At 48.1% G+C, this 20,073-nt stretch carries 12 protein-coding genes; 6 read left to right on the top strand and 6 right to left on the bottom strand.

Annotated features, from left to right (window positions below; all coding sequences use genetic code 11):
• Positions 1–91: 91 nt before the first annotated feature.
• The 5 genes from ACMXI2_RS21190 to ACMXI2_RS21170 all read right to left on the bottom strand — a co-directional run bounded on the left by ACMXI2_RS21190 (position 92) and on the right by ACMXI2_RS21170 (position 6,569).
• The gene (locus ACMXI2_RS21190) at positions 92–2,641 is read right to left on the bottom strand and encodes a TonB-dependent receptor (RefSeq protein ID WP_483778065.1); all 2,550 of its coding nucleotides are present in this window, start codon (positions 2,639–2,641) and stop codon (positions 92–94) included.
• Positions 2,642–2,737: 96 nt separating this feature from the next.
• On the bottom strand, positions 2,738–3,448 hold the full coding sequence (locus ACMXI2_RS21185) for a LytR/AlgR family response regulator transcription factor (protein WP_483778064.1): 711 nt from the start codon (positions 3,446–3,448) through the stop codon (positions 2,738–2,740).
• Positions 3,448–4,488: a sensor histidine kinase gene (locus ACMXI2_RS21180; protein ID WP_483778063.1), complete on the bottom strand. Its 1,041-nt coding sequence runs from the start codon at positions 4,486–4,488 to the stop codon at positions 3,448–3,450. The genes ACMXI2_RS21185 and ACMXI2_RS21180 overlap by 1 nt, the downstream gene beginning before the upstream one ends.
• Positions 4,489–4,605: 117 nt before the next feature.
• Positions 4,606–5,937, bottom strand: a complete 1,332-nt coding sequence (locus ACMXI2_RS21175) for an ABC1 kinase family protein (protein ID WP_483778062.1) — start codon at positions 5,935–5,937, stop codon at positions 4,606–4,608.
• Between the two features lie 5 nt (positions 5,938–5,942).
• Positions 5,943–6,569, bottom strand: coding sequence for a TetR/AcrR family transcriptional regulator (locus ACMXI2_RS21170; RefSeq protein ID WP_079470266.1), 627 nt, complete (start codon positions 6,567–6,569; stop codon positions 5,943–5,945).
• Positions 6,570–7,098: 529 nt separating this feature from the next.
• Between ACMXI2_RS21170 and ACMXI2_RS21165 the strand changes: the two genes are divergently transcribed.
• Positions 7,099–8,499: an RtcB family protein gene (locus ACMXI2_RS21165; protein ID WP_483778061.1), complete on the top strand. Its 1,401-nt coding sequence runs from the start codon at positions 7,099–7,101 to the stop codon at positions 8,497–8,499.
• A gap of 4 nt (positions 8,500–8,503) precedes the next feature.
• Positions 8,504–8,920 carry a peptide chain release factor-like protein gene (locus tag ACMXI2_RS21160; protein ID WP_483778060.1) on the top strand — a complete coding sequence of 139 codons (417 nt, stop codon included), beginning with the start codon at positions 8,504–8,506 and terminating at the stop codon, positions 8,918–8,920.
• 30 nt (positions 8,921–8,950) lie between these two features.
• On the opposite strand, the gene ACMXI2_RS21155 is transcribed toward ACMXI2_RS21160, so the two are convergent.
• Positions 8,951–11,503, bottom strand: coding sequence for a Kelch repeat-containing protein (locus ACMXI2_RS21155; protein ID WP_483778059.1), 2,553 nt, complete (start codon positions 11,501–11,503; stop codon positions 8,951–8,953).
• A 297-nt stretch (positions 11,504–11,800) separates the two neighbouring features.
• Here ACMXI2_RS21155 and ACMXI2_RS21150 point away from each other — a divergent pair, with 297 nt between their 5' ends.
• The 4 genes from ACMXI2_RS21150 (at position 11,801) to ACMXI2_RS21135 (ending at position 20,019) form a co-directional block, all read left to right on the top strand.
• Positions 11,801–15,004 carry a SusC/RagA family TonB-linked outer membrane protein gene (locus ACMXI2_RS21150; protein ID WP_483778058.1) on the top strand — a complete coding sequence of 1,068 codons (3,204 nt, stop codon included), beginning with the start codon at positions 11,801–11,803 and terminating at the stop codon, positions 15,002–15,004.
• Positions 15,005–15,023: 19 nt separating this feature from the next.
• Complete coding sequence (locus tag ACMXI2_RS21145; RefSeq protein WP_483778057.1) at positions 15,024–16,829, top strand: RagB/SusD family nutrient uptake outer membrane protein; 1,806 nt, start codon at positions 15,024–15,026, stop codon at positions 16,827–16,829.
• 27 nt (positions 16,830–16,856) lie between these two features.
• Positions 16,857–17,783, top strand: coding sequence for an endonuclease/exonuclease/phosphatase family protein (locus ACMXI2_RS21140; protein WP_483778056.1), 927 nt, complete (start codon positions 16,857–16,859; stop codon positions 17,781–17,783).
• Between the two features lie 61 nt (positions 17,784–17,844).
• Positions 17,845–20,019 (top strand): GH92 family glycosyl hydrolase, encoded by a 2,175-nt coding sequence (locus tag ACMXI2_RS21135; RefSeq protein WP_483778055.1) that lies wholly within the window; start codon positions 17,845–17,847, stop codon positions 20,017–20,019.
• Positions 20,020–20,073: the final 54 nt, after the last annotated feature.

Here is a 20,073-nt window from a genome sequence, read left to right as displayed (position 1 = left end):
CAAAGATGTAAAAAATCCCCCACAAAAAAAAGCCCGGAACGCTCAGGTGTACCCCCTCGCATTCCGGTGCTTTAAACTATAAGACAACTTCTTACTGAATCACTTCCTGCATTCCCTGCATGCCCGCGCCCATATTCTTTCTCTTAAACAGGCTGGCGTCAATTTTACCAAACCGGTAAGCAAATGTCAGGCGCATCATCTGCGGGTCGCGTAAGCGACTGTAATATTGTGTGAAATAATCGCTTTGTGAATATTGGTCGGACCAGCGGGTTCTGAAGATATCATTCACGCTAAAGGTCACCGAAGCGGCATTGTTTTTCAGGAAGCTCTTTTTGATGGCGGCGTCTACACCATAAAAAGAAGCAATGTAGCCCTGTGAAGCATTCTGCGACTGCTGCATTGGCGGACCGCTCTGCACATTCTTATTTTCATTCACCGGCAAATTGGTTTTCGACTGATACGTACCTGTGAGCTGCAATTCAAAACTGGCTGGCAGCCTAAAGGTGTTGTTGAGCTTACCAAACCAGCTCCAGAGCGCATCCTGCGATTGCGTAACATTGTCTGTATTGATCTTTGAATTATAAATATTCACGTTGCCCGTTGCGCTCCACCATTTGGTGAAATTATACATGGCGGTTACTTCCGCACCGGCAGAATAGCTGGAATTCGCGTTGATATAAGTGTTCACCAGCATTTCCTGGCCGTTTACCGGATCGGTTTCCTTCGTGAGGTAACGGGTGATCAGGTTGTTGGTATGTCTGTAATAGAGAGATGCCAATATGGTATTGTTTCCTTTCAGCGTTTTCAGGTACGACATTTCCAGTGAAGTGGTGAACTCCGGTACCAGCCCTGGATTACCTTTCGTGATATTCAGCTTATCAGTGGAATCGGTGAAAGGAATCAGCTGGAAGAAGTTGGGCCGGTTAATACGACGGGTATAGCTCAGCTGCAGCTCCTGGTCGTGTTTCAGCTTCTGGCTTAAAAACAGCGATGGGAACAGGCTCACCGGGTAGTTGTTGGAGAAATGTTGTCCATTGTTGAGCAGGTCGCCGGTGTAATTGGAACTTTCTGCACGTACGCCTGCTTTATAACCAAAATTACCGATGGTATTGGATACGCTTACATAAGCTGCGTATACGTTATCACTGTTCTTATAATTATTGGAGGCGGCCGGGATCAGTACATATTCCTGTGTTTCCGGGTCCAGCATATAGTTGTTAAAGTTGCTCTTCGTTTTACGGACAGAGGCTCTTAAACCCGTTTCCAGTTTTAATTTACCGGTAAAAGGTTTTACATAATCCGTTTGAATGGTCATAAAGCTCATGGAGCCATTACCCAGTATCTGTTGTATATCGCTGCCGCTGATGTTGCTGCCGGTATAACGGTCAGTTCTGTAGTCGGAGTTATTATCGCTCTTTCCGCCAAAATAGTTGAAGTCGGCGGTCAGTTCTTCTCCTTCTTTAGGGAAAAGGTGTTTCATTCCCAATACCAGGCCGTTAGCATTGAACTTGTTATGGGAACTGGAGTTACGCTGACTGAAAGCCCTGATATCGCCGGCTTTATTCAGGCTGTCGGTATTAATATCTATCCGTTCAGAAGGGTTCATGGAGCCATGTACCTTGATACCGGCCACAGACAAGGTGGTACGGTTGGTAACAAACCAATCCAGCCCAAGTTTACCAAAAACGAAACCACCATCTGTTTTGTTGGTGTTGTACTGGTTGATGTTGGTAGGCGGTTCGTCTGCAAAGTTGTTACGCTCGGTGGTACCATTGGTACGGCCTTTCATCTGGTTGCCCATTACGCTGGCAGAAATATTTACCTTATCCTGGCGCAGGTTAAAGTCAGCACCGCCATTTACAGCGCCGCGTTTATCCACACCAGCGCGCAGGTTACCATTGTAACCCGTTTTCCGGTTCTTTTTCAGTACAATGTTCAGGATACCGGCGCTACCACCGGACGCGTCGTATTTGGCAGAAGGATTGGTGATCACTTCCACGTTTTCAATCGCATCCGCCGGAATCTGTTCCAGGGTAAGGGTGGTCGGACGACCGTCGATATACAGTTGCGGAGCGCTGTTACGCAGGGTTACATTACCATCGATATCCACATTTACAGAAGGCACGTTTTTCATCACGTCCAGCGCGGTACCACCGGCGCTTACGATGTTTTTTTCTACGTTGAATACCTTTTTATCGATATCCATCTGCATCATCGGTTTGGTGCCGGCTACCGTAACGCCCTGCAACTGCGTGGTGCTTACTGCCAGCTTAATATTGCCGAGATCCTTTTCAAACGGAGGAAAGGTAACCGGTTGTTCCACCGTTTTGTATCCGGTAGCAGTGATCCGCAGCTTGAGCGGGCCTCTGCCGGGCAGATCTTCCAGGCTGAACTCACCGTTGCCTTTGGTCAGTACGCCTTTCAGCAGTTTTTCCTTCATTTTTTTTGTAACGCTATCCATGCGGTTCTGCAGGATAATTACGGAAGCATAAGGAACGGCTTTTCCATCGGGGTCAATAATTTTGCCATATACATGGCCGCTCATTCCCATACCCATCGGCATTTTGGCGCCTGCAGGGGGTTGAGCTACAGCACTCATTGAAAGCAAAAACAGGGTGATAAACAAATAAATCTTATACATTTTATAAAAATTCAGATCACGCAAAAGTATACCCACCAGGTGGATAAAATAAATTAAATGAGATGAGTGGGGAAAAAACTGCTACGAACTGTCGGATCACTGACCGGCCTTACCGGCAATGGCATATACCGCATCACGGTAAGTATCGCCCACAGGAAGTTCCAGCGTATCGAGGAATACACTGTTTTTCCGGATCGTAGTGATGGCCGCAACGGAAACGATATACGACTTGTGCACCCGCACAAACCTGGAGCCGGGCAACTGCTCCTCCAATCCCTTGATGCTCATACGGGTAATAACCGGTTTGGGGTTGCTGTTCAGGTGGATTTTTACATAATCTTTCAATCCCTCTATCCACCGGATATCGGCATATACCACTTTCAGCAGGCTGTAGTCCACGTTTACAAAAAAGAAGTCCGCCTCTTCCCGCGCCGTTTTCCCACCTGTTCTGAGCAGGAAAAGCTCCTGCGCTTTATTGCAGGCTTTGATAAAGCGTTCCAGGGACACCGGTTTTACGAGATAGTCCGTTACTGCGAGGTTAAACCCCTGCAACGCATATTTTTCATAAGCAGTGATGAGGATCACCAGCGGTTTATTGGGCAGCGATTCCAGGAACTGTAACCCCGTAAGCCCCGGCATCTGGATGTCCAGGAATATGAGGTCTACGGACTGGCGCCGCAAAATCTCCATCGCCTCAAATGCGTTGTTGCATTTGCCGGTGAGCTGCAGGTAAGGAACCATGCTGATATTGTCTTCCAGCAGGTCCAGCGCTAACGGTTCATCATCTATGGCAATACATTTCATCATCAGTGGAGATTTAATTGCAAGGATACTATAAACCAGTCATCTTTCTTATCAATATGCAAAACATAATTATCTCCATACAACAAATTCAAACGCCTTTTTACATTTGTAAGACCGATACCACTGGTTTTATCTTTTATTTCGGAAGAATCTTTAATGAAACGGTTCCGCACAGAAAAAAACAGCTTGTCGTCGCGCGTATATAACCGGATATCTATCGTTGCATCGGTGATCATGCCGGTACCGTGCTTAAAAGCGTTTTCCACAAAGGGGATCAGCAGCATTGGCTCTATTTCATAGCAGGTATCCCCCGTTTCCAACGATACCTGGATGGTTACATTCTTCCCGAAACGTTGCTGTTGCAGGTCTATATAACTTTGCAGGTATTCTGTTTCTTTTTGCAGGGGAACTTTGTCTTCATCTGCTTCATACAACATATAACGCATCAGCGACGACAGTTTGATGAGAGAAGGTTCCAGCACATCCGACTTTTTGCGCGCCAGCGATACCATGTTGTTAAGTACATTAAACATGAAATGAGGGCTTACCTGTGAGCGGAGCAGCGATAATTCCGTTTTGAGCAACTCATTTTCCCGCGCACTGCTTCGTCTTTCCAGCTTCATTTTATCTACAATCATCTGGAAGGCGGTACTTGCCGAGAGTACAAAGAAAAAAGCAAAAAAGGTGAACAGGATGGCAGGTTTTATATCTATCTGATGCGGTTTCAGGAATATCTTTTCAAAAGCATACCGCATGGTGCACATAAAAATAAATATCCCCACGATGTAGAGGATATAATCGACAATCTTCTTTTTATAAACCAGCTTCGGAATAAATACCCAGGCGTTCAGGTAAAAAAACACCACCATTACCAGGTAAGTAAAATACACATACATAGCCCACGCCTGTTTTTCATCTATGCGGTCCCGGTCGTACTTTTCGTTGGTAGGATGTAACAAATAGGGGAGAGAGAAGAATATCAGCCATGCGAGAATATGCCTGGCTATTATTGCCCATTTCTGTTGGTACCATTCCTGTTTCATGGCGGCAAATTAGGGCATTTGTATAATTATCAAGGCAGAGTTGCGACCAATTGTAATAATTCTACGACTAACATGGAAAAAAACAAAGCTTTCCGGGGTATGTCCCCGGAAAGCCCGTTAAGCCGTTTTCCTGGCATCCATCAGCTCCTGTATCCTGGCGGGGCCGGTGATTACATTCGCTTTCAGGTCGCTCAGAATGGAGTATAACCCAAAATAGGTACGGTTAATATAAAGACTATGCCTGGAGCCACGAGCTACCTTTGAATCACGGATCTCTTTCATATTGTAGAGTTCATCCATGTAGGCATATATTTCATTAAAATAAACTTCGTTGCCGAAATCAAAAGTGTCCAGCGTGAAGGGAAGGGTCAGCAAATCGATCATGTGTTGGAAAAGACCGGAGAAGAATTCCACCTCTTTGGGGCTGTCCGACGGATGGATCATCTCCAGGTTGGTGTAGATCTGATGCCGGCGTTTCTCGTCTTTCAATACCTCTTTATCTACCAGGAGGAAGTAATTTTCATAAAAATCTTCCGGTATTTCCTTTACACAGCCAAAATCAAAGATGCCCACCGTTCCGTCCGGGCGCATCAGGAAATTGCCGGGATGCGGGTCTGCATGCACCTGTTTGAGGCTATGCACCTGGAACTGGTAAAAGTCCCAGAGGGCCTGGCCAATCTTATCCCGCACTTCCTGCGAGGGGTTGGTTAGCAGGAACTCCTTCAGATGCTGACCGTCCAGCCAGTCCATTGTAATGATCCGTTCCGACGACAGTTCCGGGTAGTAACCGGGAAACTTCAGGTTGGGAATATGCGCGCATTCCCTGGAAAGGTCCATAGAACGGCGGAGTTCCAGCTTATAGTCGGTTTCTTCCAGCAGCTTACTTTCTATCTCGTCAAAATATTTGTCCATATCCACCTCGTTCATGCCCACAATGCGGATGGCAAAGGGTTTCACTATGCGGAGGTCGGACTTTACGCTATTGGCCACGCCGGGATACTGGATCTTCACGGCCAGTTTTTTACCATTTTTGGCGGCTTTATGTACCTGCCCTATGGAGGCGGCGTTGGACGCCTGCAGGTCAAACTGGTCGTACAGCTGTGAAGGCGATTTTCCCAACGTCTTTACAAAAGTATTTACTACCAGCGGGCCGCTCAGCGGGGGAGCGCTGTATTGCGACATGGCGAACTTTTCGGTATAGGCTTTCGGAAGCATACCTTTATCCATACTCAGCATTTGCGCCACTTTCAGCGCGCTGCCTTTCAGGTTACTCAGCGTATCGTAAATATCCGCGGCATTGTCCTGGTGAAGCTCTTCTTTGGTGGTAGAAGGATCCATCAGTTTCCGGGTGTAGTGTTTGATATAATTGGTACCTACCTTAAGTCCTGTCGTAACGAATTTGCCTGCCCGTTCCACTTTGGAAGTGGGAATATTGGATTGCTCTTTCATGATACTTATTTCCGCGTAAAAATGAATTTCCCGAAATCCAGCAAACTGTCCAGTGTATTGGATTTGATCAGCTGGAAGCTCAGGTTTACCGCTTTTTCAATGGCGGCATCCGTCATTTCAAACTGGTTGCTGGTATCATCCAGCCAGTATTTCAGCACAAACAGGGCCTGTAACCAGAAACCATGTACGTACTGGTCGGAAATATATTTTCTTTCCTTGATTTCGCTGGACTGATAGCCTTCTTTCACCAGGTCGCTCACATACTTGTTAAACGCGTGACGGAAAGTTTCCAGTTTGTTGCGGTACAGGTCCGGTAACCGGAAGTGTTTGCGCTGCAATAACAGGTAACTCCGGTCTTCCTTCAGCTTCTGTACCCAGAGGAAATAAAAGGCCAGCAGTTTTTCCTGTGCATTATATTGCTGATAAATTTCATCTGCATGCAGTTGATCCAATGTTTGTTGGAAGATAGCTAACCAGATGTCTTTTTCTACCGCTTCCAGTGAACTGTATTGTTCATAGAATTCGGTTTCAGAAACGTCTACAAGTTTGCAGAGCGCATAAACAGAAACGGGCGCTTTGCCGTTTTCCAGCCAGTACACTTTATAGGCGTTGCGGATGAGCTGTTTGTCCATAAGAAAAAGTTTTATAATGTTGATGTAACCCGTCCGGAGCGGGTTCCGGAGGTTAAAAATGCGGGTACATACAAATTTACGTCATGCGCAGTTATAAACCCTTTTTTATAGGCTGGAGAAATGTTAAAATCTGCTACAATCGGCACTAAAATTATTATGCGAAAAAAATGCAGTTGTATTTATAAAATAAATATACCTTTGCATCCGAATTCCTTATTTATCATCTTTAAAAATACAAGGAATCATGACAGAACATACCCACATATCGCACCTTTCGCTTCTTGCCTGATCAGGCAAACGTTGCTGCTTACTTTTACATAAGCCGGAATAATCTTTTCATGCATCTTATGTCTTTTGTATAAACGTATTTCGTATATACGGATACGTTAGTGCCTCCGTTTGCTTTATCTCTTCTTCGGAAGGTGTATTCCCACACAGAACAAAATTTATATTCAATACCCGCACCGGATCGCCGGCGCAGCATTGGTGTGCCCGCAAAGGCCGCATCACTGCAAATACATTACCTTTTATGGGCAGTATAAAAACAAAGGAACTTAGTAGAATAGGTTATACAAACGACCAGGCCAGAAGCCTCGTGGTCAATATTATATCAAAGCATTTCAAACACGAAGCGAAGACAGATCTCATAACGCTGTTAACCGCCATCAAAGCTAATCCGGCCAACTATCGCTCCCACGAAATACTGGGAAAAATAGCAGACACCTTTATCGATGAACCGGTGGAATGCAATTTTCAGTCGTACGACCTGCTGGAAAAAACAGGCCAGCTGAAAGTATACGGCGCCAAAGAAATAGAACGCTCCGCCAAACAGCAAATGGAAACAGCAATGTCTTTACCGGTTGCCATCCAGGGCGCCCTTATGCCGGACGCACATACCGGCTACGGCCTGCCTATCGGCGGCGTACTGGCTACTGATAACGTCGTGCTGCCGTTTGCGGTAGGCGTGGATATCGGCTGCCGCATGGCGCTCATCATCTTCGGCGAAGGAGAAAGCTTTTTAAAACGCTTCTCCCACCAGGTAAAAGTAGCGTTGAAAGAATACACGCACTTTGGTATGGAAGGTGGACTGGAATTTCCACAGGAACATGAAGTGCTCGACAGCGCGGCGTTTCAGTCGACAGAATTGTTGCGGAAATTGCAGGCCAAAGCCATGCGGCAGTTAGGTTCTTCCGGCAGCGGCAACCACTTCGTGGAATTTGGCTTAATAGAACTGAAAGACCACAATGCGCTGCAACTGCCACCAAAAAAGTACCTGGCGCTGCTGTCGCATTCCGGCAGCCGCGGACTGGGGGCTAACATTGCGCAGCATTACACGCGTATCGCTATGGACACCTGTAAGCTGCCAAAGTCAGCGCAGCAGCTGGCCTGGCTGGATCTCAACAGCGAAGCCGGACAGGAATACTGGCTGGCCATGAACCTGGCAGGCGATTATGCCAAAGCATGCCACGACCGCATTCACCTCAACCTCATGAAGGCGCTGGGTTTGCAGTCGCTCGCAAAAGTGGAAAATCACCACAACTTTGCCTGGGAAGATACCCTCGCAAACGGTCAATCCGTGATCATTCACCGCAAAGGCGCTACCCCTGCTCATGCCGGCGAAATGGGCATCATTCCCGGCAGCATGTGCACCGCCGCCTACCTCGTAATGGGAAAGGGCGTGGACAACGCTTTGTACTCCGCCTCCCACGGCGCAGGCAGGGCCATGAGCCGAAAAAGAGCCAAAGAAAGCATGACCGTATCAGGGTTGAAAAAAATGCTGGCCGCCGCAGGTGTAACCCTCATCGGTGGCAGCGTGGAAGAAAATCCGCTGGCGTATAAAGACATTGAAAATGTTATCGGCGCTCAGCAGGAATTAGTAGACATACAAGGCCGGTTTATGCCCGCCATAGTAAGAATGAATAAAGACTAACAACATGGAACAAATGATTGTACAAATCACCTCCGGCCGCGGCCCTGCAGAATGTTGCAGGGTAGTGGCCAAGGTGCAGGAAATAATGATAAAGGAAGGCCGTACAGCAGGCATCAGCATACAGGTACTGGAAAATATCAAAGGAGATATTAACGGTACCCTGCTCTCTGCTACGCTGCTGCTCACCTGTCGTGCAGCGGGTCCGGGCGGTCAGCATGTGAATAAAGTGGAAACCGCCGTTCGCGGTATTCGGGACAGCCGCTCTCAACTACAGAATAAACGGTTATGCCTGGAACGGCTGGAGGCAAAGTTCCTCGCCTGGCAAACCAGTGAGCTGGTAAAACAGCAGCAGGACCGCTGGCAGGAACACAACGAACTGGAAAGAGGGGATGCGGTGAAAGTGATCCGGGAACGGTTGTAAGAAGAAGGTGTATCGGCCGGTACACCTTCTTTAATATTGCTCTATTGCCTTCGTATACTCCATCTCAAACGTTTCCCCATAAATCCTTTCATACTCGGCAATAAATGAAGTGTATATTTTCTTCGCAGAAGCGTGCTGCCGCAGCGTTACCAACGCTTTGCATTTTAACATCACGGCTTCTTCACAAAGGGAATCAAAGTTGAGAATACAATCACAGATACTGATTACCTGCTCCGGTTCTGCAGTATGCTCCTCCAGGTAATGGATCAGCAGTGGAATCGCCTGCGCAGAAATATCCGCCTTGAATTTGTCCAGCCACGAGTACTCTGTTTCCTGCAAAAATGCGCCTCTTTTTACAATGTCCGCAACGCGGTGAACATTACTCCCATCGATTGAAATAACGGACAACAGGTGCAGGTATTCAGCCAGATCCACCTGGATCTGCGGATCATCGAAATGAAAGATCCATTTATCGTTTTCTTTCACCAGCGTATAGGCGCCGGTTTTATCGAGGATACTTTTCAGCTTCACAATATTTACGGAGCGGTTATTTTTCGCATCTTTCACAGATCGTCCCGGCCATAGTATTTCATTGATTTTTTCGGAAGAAATACCCGCTTTACCCGGTAAGGAATGCAGGAATAATAGCAGGAACAATTCTTTTAGGAGCGGGCTGAATAGCCGGGTGATATCATTGCCTTCTTTGTCGAGCACAGTGAAATGCCCGAATAAATAAACGGCCGATGCGGGTTGCGTATGCAGGATAGTAGTTGCAGGTATATGTATTGCGGGTGGTTCCTGTGCATCCGCCTGCGGAGCAGGAGCTACCTGCGGCTCATCATCTTCCTTTACTGTTCTATTGATTTTTAAAGCAGAAATTCCAGCCGCCAGCAGGAACAGGGAGAAACCAATGGCTACTGCCAGCAGCAGTCGTACTACGTATACGGGTATACGTTCATTGACTGGCGCTTTTACTGCAAGGCCGTAGGGTGAAAAACTGAGCGTATATATTTTTGCCTTTGTAATATTATTTTTTGGAGAGAAGAAGGTAACCGCTACCAGTTTATCATTCTGCGGGCAATAGAACAGGTATGCAGCTGATTTGGTGTCGTAGAAATTGTACGGTAAACTGGCTGCCATTTTGGTATACACCGGGTTTTTCAGCGAACCCCGGATCAGTTGCAGTGAAGAATTCATCCGGTCGTTGGGAAATGTCAGCGCAAAATATTCCTGGTGCGCGCTGTTGACGATCATATTACTGGCAAAAGCAAAAGGCTCTTCCGGTTCTTTCAGCTTACAGATATTTTTGAAAGTCCGGCGTTTTACATCAAACAGCATCAGGTCGTACAGTGGGTGTGGATTCAGCAGCTGATCACCGGTAATACTGCCATAGCCTCCCAGCACATAAACGGAGTCGCCGGCGTTATTAGCGCCTGCGGCGGCTAAGTAACGCGGCGTGAAAAAGTCGCCGGTTGCATGTACGGTATCCCAGCGCAGCTGCCGCGGATCATACCGGTGGATCTCATTTTTATAGCGGAAGTCGCCATACCCGCCGAGGGAATAAATGGTGCTGTCGTATAACGAAAAGAAAATATTGGAATGCCAGTAGTTGGTTACTGCATTATGATCAATAGACTGGTTCCACCTGCCGGTGGCTGAATCAAACAGGGCTGCCTGTTGCCTGTCGGGGAATAAATTGCACAGCTGGCGCCGGGCAAGGTCGTATACCGACCGTATACCCGCGGGAGTGCCTTGTTGCTGCGGCAAAGCGCTGGCCACCAGTGTGCGCAAACTGCAATTGTATTGATATATGGAATCCCTCGCGGTGATATACACGTTTTCGGTGGCGGGATTCATTGCCACGCTGGCATTGCTGTTAATGGAAAAGGAATCGGCCAGTTGCCATTGGCTGAATTGAGGCCGCAGCCAAACAGGGTTTTTAATGGCGGCGGTTTGCCCGGTTAACCCGTCTTTTGCGACTGTACCACTTACCTGGTCCAGCGGCCAGTGATGTAACAACTCCTGCCCGGTGGAAATTCTCACATCTTTGAGCCGCATCGGCGCTACGTCAAAGGTTTTGAATGTTTTGCGATAATTGGCGCCAAAACAAATATTCAGCTGGTGTCCTGAAATAACCGGGTGACGGATACTTTTTATTGCTTTCCCGTTTACAGTAACGAGAAGCGTATGCACCCTTGTATCAATGTCGAGCCGGATGTTATTCCATTGATGATACAGGGAGTCCCGGTCTATCTTAAAAGAGATCCCGGAAAATTCATTGCCGGTAACTACATTAAACGCAAACGTATGTACATTATATATCAGGTCGATATTTTGTTTCTTTTCATCCGTTATCCGGAAAATATATCCGAAATAAGAAGAATAAAAAGGCATAAAAGACAAATCAAACGAAAGCGCATATTTATCTTTTACCACCAAAGGTTGTTCCGGGGAAAGATCAAGGGACGTGCGCGATTCCTGCGGGATATTTTTGCACGCGAACTCCAGTCCGTAAGCTTCCTGGGCTTTGCTGATGATGGTTATAGTTAGTAACGTCAATAATAAAAGAGTAGATCTGTACATTGGCTGCCTTACAATTGTTGCTGTAAGAATTTTTCAATTGTCCTATGGTAAAAGCGGGTTCCCGGCTCTCAATAACGTGGCAAATTACTCGCTAAATAGGTATTATCTCCGATCTGAAAGTTAACTTTAGTTTAAGAAACTTTTCTAGTGTTAATTTAGGCGATTATACACGCATTTCATAATTTATTCTGGGTTAATTAACCCCATTAATCACCAGTTAACCCACCCGTTAACCCGCACTTCCTTATTTGCAGCAGACATTTTATTATTCCTGATCTACAAAATCACAGAATCGCCATGAAGAGATGGTTATGCATTCTACTGCTGCTAGGCTACGCATTCAGAAGCACTGCGCAATCGCACCCGGTAAAGGGCAGGGTGGTCGACGCCGCTGGCCAGCCATTGCTGGGGGTATCTATTAAACTGTCGGGCACAGGCGCTGGCACCAACACCGATACCAAAGGTAATTTCATTATCAATGCCACTGCGGACGACCGCCTGATATTCAGCTTTGTCGGATACAAACCGGATACCCTCGCCGTAGGTAACCAAACAAATATCGAGGTAGTATTAAAAGATAACATCTCCAACCTCAACGACGTGGTAGTGGTAGGATATGGCACCCAGAGAAAAGCAAATCTTACCGGGGCCGTTGCACAGGTGTCCGGCAAAGTACTGGAAAACCGTCCGCTCCCTAATCTCAGCCAGGGACTACAGGGTATGATCCCCAACCTCAACCTGGTACCCGGTGATGGAAAACCGATCCAGTCGCCCGCCTATAATATCCGCGGTACCACCTCCATCGGACAGGGAGGAAGTGCCCTCATCCTCATTGATGGGGTAGAAGGAGATCCTGCGATGCTCAACCCCGCCGATGTAGCCAGTGTCACCGTATTAAAAGATGCGTCTTCTGCCGCTATCTACGGGGCAAGAGCGGCATTTGGCGTAGTCCTCATCACCACAAAAACACCGGTTAAGGATAAACTGAGCGTGAGCTATTCGTCTAATTACTCTATTAAAAAGCCAACCACAGTTCCTGATATGGTAACTAACGGTTACGAATACGCCAAAAATTTCAACGAAGCCTGGAGCGCCTGGAACGATTATTCCCAGTCGCCACAAAATATTAATAAAACACAACCTTTCTCCAAAGCATACCTGGATGCGCTGAAAGCGCATGAAGATGATCCCACCCTGCCGAAAACAATCGTGAATGCAGCAGGCAATTATGAGTATTATGGCAACACCGACTGGTACGGCCTGCTATATAAAAACCATACTACCGCCACAGACCAGAACCTCACCGTTTCGGGCAGCAGCGGTAAAGCCAGCTACTACCTCACCGGCCGCTACTATGGTCAGGATGGACTGTTCCGCTTTAACACCGACGATTATAAAATGTATAACCTGCGCGCAAAAGGCAACATCCAGCTGTTCCCTTTTTTGCAGGTGTATAACAACACAGAATTTTCCAACAGGGATTATCACAACCCGCTCAACGTTGGCGAAGGGGGTGGTATCTGGCGCAATATGGCCGATGAAGCGCATCCTTCTTCCATGTTGCTCAACCCGGATGGCACCCTCACCGCCTCTGCTGCCTACACAGTAGGGGATATGTATTATGGAAAAAACGGACTCGACTGGAACAAACAGGTATTCAGAAACACGACCGGCTTTGTAGCTAATATTTATAAGGATAAATTCCGGCTGAAAGGTGACTTCACCTTCCAGAACACCGCCGATAACCAGAAACGCTTACGCGTACCGGTGCCGTACAGCGCAGCGCCGGGTGTAATTGCTTACGTGGGCAATGCCTACAACGACCTCATGATGAGCAATTACAATACCCTCTATCTTGCCTCTAATCTGTATGGTGAATACGAAAACCGTTTTGGGGGAGATGTGCATTACTTTAAAGCCCTCGTGGGGTTCAACTATGAGCAGTCGACCTACAAAGGATTCGCTACCACCCGCAACGGCCTGGTGTACAGCGATGCCAAAGACCTCAGTCTCGCACTCGGCACCAATGTAAACACCACCGGCGGCTACGACCGCTGGGCCATTATGGGTGAATTTTTCCGGTTAAACTATGCGTATAAAGACCGCTACCTCGTGGAAGTGAATGGCCGTTACGACGGCTCATCCAAATTTCCCTCCGATCAGCGCTACGCCTTCTTTCCCTCCGTATCCGCAGGCTGGAGAGTAGCACAGGAGCCATTCTGGAAGGTATCGCCCAAAATTATTTCCGATCTGAAAATACGAGGCTCCTATGGTTCGCTGGGTAATGGTAATGTAGCCTCCTATGCCTACCAGGAAAAACTGGCTATCACACAATCAGCCCGCGTGATCAACGGTGTAAAGCAACAGCAAACATCGCAACCTGTGGTGCTGCCGGACGGTCTCACCTGGGAAACCTCCACCACCCGCGATCTCGGACTGGACCTCTCTGCTATCAATGATCACCTCACCATTAGCGGCGACGCCTATACGAGAATTACTAAAAATATGTTCACTGTAGGGCAAACACTTCCCGCCGTATTTGGTACCGATGTACCCAAAGGAAACTATGCAGATCTGAAAACAGTGGGCTGGGAAGTAACCGTAGGTTGGAAAGACCAGTTTAACGTAGCAGCCAAACCACTCCACTATGCAGTAAGCGTTTCTATGGCCGATTATAAAGCCACTATCACCAAATACAACAACACCAATAATAAACTCACTGATTATTATGTAGGTCAGCGCTTTGGTGAAATATGGGGATATACCAACGATGGCTACTGGACAAAAGAAAATGTAGCTCAGGCCGCAGCAACACAGGCCCTCTTCAAAGCCTCTAACAGCGGACAATGGCTGCCCGGCGATATCCGGTTTAAAAACCTGGATAACGATCCCGCCATCAATAACGGCGCAAATACCCTGAGCCAGCATGGCGATCTGACTATCATTGGTGATACCCTGCCGCGGTATACCTATGGCATCAACCTGAGTGCCGACTGGAATAACTTCTTTGTTGGGGCCTTCTTTCAGGGGGTACTGCAACAGGACTGGTGGCCGGGATCAGAGTCAGATGTATTCTGGGGACAGTATAACCGGCCCTATAACTTTATGCCTAAATCGCAGCAGGGAAAGATCTGGTCGGAAGATAACCCCGACGCATACTTCCCACGTTACCGCGGATATGTAGCGCAAAACGGCGCGGGTGAATTAAATCCGCCACAATCCAAGTACCTGCAGAATGTAGCGTACATACGGCTCAAAAATCTGCAGCTGGGTTATAACCTCCCGCACTCGCTGGTATCCCGCGCCCGGATGACGTCTGCCCGCGTTTATCTCTCCGCGGAAAATCTCTGGTCATGGTCGCCACTCTATAAAATTACCCGCGACCTTGATGTGGAAAGCATCCGCCGCTCGGATGCCGTAACGGATCAGAACAGTTCCGGCAACGGTAATAACTATCCCATCCTGAAAAGCTATACGATCGGGATTAACATCACACTCTGATAAATAAAAAGGAAAAGCTATGCAACAATATATAACTGCATTACTCCGGAAAAGGACGGCATTGGTACTGGCAGCAGGGATGTTTATCACCGGTTGCGCAAAAAATCTGGATCAGACGCCGCAATCCACCGCTACTAAAGATGCGGTGTTTGGAAGCGCCGATGGACTGAAACTCTATTCAAACTCTTTCTACGACGTACTACCTGGTATCAACGATATCTATAAAACAGACGGAATGGCTGATTATAGCGCCGTGAATTCCGTTCCCGATTTTTTAAGACAGGGAGGATATACTTCCAGAACAGCTACAGGCTGGGATTGGAAAAATTTACGGAATATCAATTACTTCATCGCCAACTGCACCGATCAGCGCGTGCCGGAAGCCATAAGAAATAATTACCTCGGGCTGGCCCGCTTTTTCAGGGCGTACTTTTATTTCGATAAAGTAAAACGTTTCGGCAATGTACCCTGGATCGGTAAACCTTTTGAAGTAGATGATCCCGCCCTGTATGCCGGCCGCGATCCGCGCACAAAGATCATCGACTCTGTGATCGCCGACCTGGATTACGCCGCCGCCAACATCACCCTCACCAGCGATCCAACCTGCAGCCAGATCACTAAAAATGTGGTGTATGGATTTAAATCCCGCGTATGCCTGTTTGAAGGTACCTTCCGCAAATATCAGCAGCAGCTGGGCCTGGTGGGTGGCGCCGACAGCCTGCTGACTGCCGCCGCCGCTGCTGCCAAAACAGTGATCGACAGTAAAGCGTTTAGTTTAAGCCAGGCGGGTGGCAGTACCCTGTCGTACCGGCAATTATTTACCAACACCGCTCCGGTTACGGCAGAAGTGATGCTGGCGAATATCGCCAACGCCAGCCTCGGCGCCTTTAACGATGCCAACTGGTGGTATACCAGCGCTACGTATGGCTCCCGGCTCAGCTTCACCCGTAAATTTGTGAATACCTACCTCAATGTGGATGGTACGCCTTTTACCAGCATACCAGGATATGATACCCTGCCCTTTAACAAAGAAACGCTGGGCCGCGATAACCGCCTTCAGCAAACCATCCGCACACCGGGATATAAGCGTACCAGCAATGGAGCAGTGGTGTCTGCACCTCCGGTATTTTCGTATACCTATACAGGTTATATGCCTATTAAATGGTGCCTGGATGACACTTATTATGATAACGGTACCAATAACATCAATGCCATTAGCCTCATGCGCTATGCGGAAATCCTGCTGAACTATGCGGAAGCCCGCGCGGAACTGAAGCTGCTCAGCGACGACGACTGGAAAATAACAGTAGGCGCACTACGCGCCCGTGCCGGTATTACCGGCGGTATTGCCAGTAAACCGGTGATCATTGATAACTATTTAAAAAGCAATTATTTTAACGATATTACTGATCCTTCCCTGCTGGAAATCAGAAGGGAAAGAGGGATAGAGCTGGTGCTGGAAGGATTCCGTTTTTATGACCTGGTAAGATGGAGACAGGCGCCGTTGCTCACCGGTTCCTGGAACGGTATGTACGTGCCGGCGCTGAACGTGCCAATGGATCTCGACAGCGACGGTGTGCCGGATGTTTGCTTCTACCAGACCATGCCGGCCAATCCCGTAAAAGGAGTTACCTATATTAACGTATCTCCCCAACTGGGTAACACCGCAAATCCGCAGCAGTTGTCGCACGGCACCTATGGCGAATTGCACTGGCTGGATAACGTACCGAAAGAATGGCTGGAACGCAAGTACCTGTATCCCATTCCTTACACCGACCTTCAGCTCAATCCTGCCCTGCTGCAGAATCCAGGCTGGGAAGAGTAACATTGATAACCGTATAAATAACAACAGATGAAGAAAAGCGTAATGCTGCTAATGGCCTGTGTAGTCATTTTTTCCTACGGCGTAAAAGCGCAAAAATTCAATGTAGCCACCTACAATATGCGCAACGATAACAACAAAGACGATTCTATTGCAGGCAACGGCTGGAAACAGCGGTTCCCCGTAATCGCTTCCCTGATTGCGTTTCACGACTTTGATATATTCGGTACCCAGGAATGTTTATACCACCAGCTGGAAGATGTGAAAGGCAGTCTTTCCGGTTACGACTATATCGGTATAGGCCGCGATGACGGAAAAACAAAAGGAGAATACTCTGCCATCTTCTATAAAACATCAAAATTCAAATTGCTCAAAAAAGGTGATTTCTGGATGTCTACTATTACCGACAGGCCCAATAAAGGCTGGGATGCCGTGCTGCCCAGGATTTGCTCCTGGGGCGAGTTCAAAGAAATTAAAACAGGGTTTACCTTTTATTTCTTTAACCTCCACATGGATCATGTGGGCGTAGTAGCCCGCGCAGAAAGTGCGAAGCTGATCCTGGCAAAAATAAAAGAGATGACCGGCAACAAACCGGTGATCCTTACGGGCGATTTCAACGTGGATCAAACCAGTGAATCTTATGCCGTGCTCCACACCTCCGGTGTGCTGGAAGATGCATACGAAACTACCGCTGTCCGTTACGCGCTGAACGGTACCTTCAACAGCTTTAAACCCGACAGCAAAACAGACAGCCGGATCGATCATATCTTCCTGACCAAACAGTTTAAAGTGAGCCGTTATGGGATCCTTACCGATACCTACCGCAGCAAACGCCCTGAAGGCGCCACTCCGGAGGCAAACGCCAACTTCCCCAAAGAAGTGCGTATGTCGAAATATATCGCCAGGGAACCATCTGATCACTTCCCCGTAATAGCCACGGTGGAATACAGTAAATAGTCATCTCTTTTTTATCAACACGGGCCTGCTGATGTGGGCCCGTGTTATGAACAGGCATTCTATGCAGTCACCTTTCTGTTATCTGCCGGTAATCGCCTTACTGTTTTTATTGGGTTGCAGCACCAGTCCACAAGTAAGTACAGAACAGTATATCGACCCCACTATCGGCAATGTTTCCACGTTATTGCAGCCCACCAGGCCCGTGATGCACCTGCCCAATCAAATGATCCGCGTTTACCCGTTAAGGAAGGATTACACCGATGATCAGATCAGCGGATTTCCGCTGCAGGTGGCCGCACATAACAGCGGCCCTTTGTTTGTAGTACAACCCGCCACCGGTAAACTTACACCCACACGCTGGCAACAAAAACAAACCTACGACCAGGAAATTATTCATCCCTGGTATTATCACACTATGTTGCTGGAAAGTAATACCACCGTGGAATTTACGCCTGGCAGCAAAACCGGTGTCTATCGTTTTACTTATCCCGCTGGTACACGGAAATATTTATTACTGGACAATGCCGGGTACCACACCAACGGTACCGCAGTTACTGCGCAAACACTGTATCATGACGATGTACCGGTATACTTATACGGAGAATTTAATACGCCCGTTAACGTTCTAACGTTAACGGATACACTGCAATATCTTTCTTTCCCCGATACCACCATTAACATCATTACCCTGAAGTACGCCATTTCTTACGTTAGTATGGCGAGTGCGGAAAATAGTTTTAAACGGGAGATAGATAACAAAGACTTTACCACAGTACAAAGCAATGGCCGGCAGCAATGGAAAGCAATAACGGATCAGATCAGGGTGGAAGGTGGCACCACGGCGCAACGCCGCTCTTTTTACACCGCCCTGTACCGGTGCCACGAGCGGATGGTAGATATTACAGAAGATACACTTTACTACAGCGGGTACAATAAAAAAGTAAACCGCACCCCCCGCCCGTTTTATGTAGATGACGCCACCTGGGATACCTACCAGGCGCTGCACCCCCTGCGCATGATCCTGCACCCGCAGCAGGAAGCCGATATGCTGTATTCCTATACAGAAATGTACCGGCAAAGCGGCTGGATGCCCACTTTTCCGCGACTGTATGGTGATCATCCCTGTATGAACGGGTTTCACAGCACCATCGTTTTTCTCGACGCGCTGCGCAAAGGCATCCCGATAACAGCCCCAGATACAGCATACGCGGGGATGAAGAAGAACGCATGGATGGCTACCATGCTGCCGTGGCGTAATGGTCCCAACGGCTCGCTCGACTCATTCTACTACACCAACGGATACTACCCGGCTTTACCACCCGGCGATACCGAAACCATCAGCGCCGTACATCCCCTTGAAAAGCGGCAGGCGGTGGCCGTTACATTAGGGCACAGCTACGACGACTGGGCGCTGTCGCAATTCGCGGCGGCATTAAAACACGATGCCGATGCCCGCCTGTTTGCTGCCCGCGGCGAAAATTACCGCCACCTCTGGAACCCGGGCAATGGCTTTTTTATGCCAAAAGACGCCGCCGGCAACTGGATCAGTATAGATCCTGCTTTCGACGGAGGACCGGGTGGCCGCGACTATTACGATGAAAACAACGGCTGGACCTATCTCTGGCAGGTGCAACACAACCTGCCTGCCCTTATCAGTTTAATGGGTGGCGAAAAACGTTTTGAAGCCAGGCTGGATGAACTGTTCCGCAAAGATCCGGGCATGCCGCGCTATGAGCTATGGCACAAATTCCCGGATGCCACCGGTCTCGTAGGACAGTTTTCTATGGGCAATGAACCCGGTTTCCACATTCCCTGGCTGTATAACTATGCCGGCGCCCCGTGGAAAACGCAGAAGCGCGTCCGCTTTTTACTGGACCTCTGGTTTAAAGACAATGTATTTGGTATCCCCGGTGATGAAGATGGCGGCGGCATGAGCGCCTTTGTGGTGTTTGCGTCTATGGGCTTTTACCCGGTTACCCCGGGCATACCTATCTATACCATCGGCAGCCCCGTATTCAGCAGGATAAGTATTGCCCTTCCGGATAACCGCCGATTTACCATCATTGCCAACCAGTGCTCAGATACCAATAAATATATCCAAAGCGCCCGCCTCAACGGAGAAGTACTGACCTCCCCCTTTTTCACGCACCGGCAACTTATGCAAGGCGGTACCCTGGAGCTGGAAATGGGGCCTACGCCGGACCGTCGCTGGGGAGCGAGTGTGCATGCGTTGTAAGCGGGAAAGACAAATTCCGCTTCTTTTTACTTATTTTTATAGCGCACACCGGAT

Source organism: Chitinophaga sp. G7 BAM 1005 (genome assembly GCF_057126945.1).
Note: the sequence above shows the minus strand (reverse complement) of the source record. Positions and strands in the feature narration are given on the sequence as shown.

Excerpts from the sequence above, each read along its gene's own strand:
- ACMXI2_RS21170 (WP_079470266.1), bottom strand. The coding sequence starts at position 6,569 with ATGGACAAACAGCTCATCCGCAACGCCTATAAAGTGTACTGGCTGGAA.
- ACMXI2_RS21165 (WP_483778061.1), top strand. The coding sequence starts at position 7,099 with ATGGGCAGTATAAAAACAAAGGAACTTAGTAGAATAGGTTATACAAAC.
- ACMXI2_RS21140 (WP_483778056.1), top strand. The coding sequence starts at position 16,857 with ATGAAGAAAAGCGTAATGCTGCTAATGGCCTGTGTAGTCATTTTTTCC.
- ACMXI2_RS21175 (WP_483778062.1), bottom strand. The coding sequence starts at position 5,937 with ATGAAAGAGCAATCCAATATTCCCACTTCCAAAGTGGAACGGGCAGGC.
- ACMXI2_RS21190 (WP_483778065.1), bottom strand. The coding sequence starts at position 2,641 with ATGTATAAGATTTATTTGTTTATCACCCTGTTTTTGCTTTCAATGAGT.
- ACMXI2_RS21180 (WP_483778063.1), bottom strand. The coding sequence starts at position 4,488 with ATGAAACAGGAATGGTACCAACAGAAATGGGCAATAATAGCCAGGCAT.
- ACMXI2_RS21145 (WP_483778057.1), top strand. The coding sequence starts at position 15,024 with ATGCAACAATATATAACTGCATTACTCCGGAAAAGGACGGCATTGGTA.
- ACMXI2_RS21155 (WP_483778059.1), bottom strand. The coding sequence starts at position 11,503 with ATGTACAGATCTACTCTTTTATTATTGACGTTACTAACTATAACCATC.
- ACMXI2_RS21185 (WP_483778064.1), bottom strand. The coding sequence starts at position 3,448 with ATGATGAAATGTATTGCCATAGATGATGAACCGTTAGCGCTGGACCTG.
- ACMXI2_RS21150 (WP_483778058.1), top strand. The coding sequence starts at position 11,801 with ATGAAGAGATGGTTATGCATTCTACTGCTGCTAGGCTACGCATTCAGA.
- ACMXI2_RS21160 (WP_483778060.1), top strand. The coding sequence starts at position 8,504 with ATGGAACAAATGATTGTACAAATCACCTCCGGCCGCGGCCCTGCAGAA.
- ACMXI2_RS21135 (WP_483778055.1), top strand. The coding sequence starts at position 17,845 with ATGCAGTCACCTTTCTGTTATCTGCCGGTAATCGCCTTACTGTTTTTA.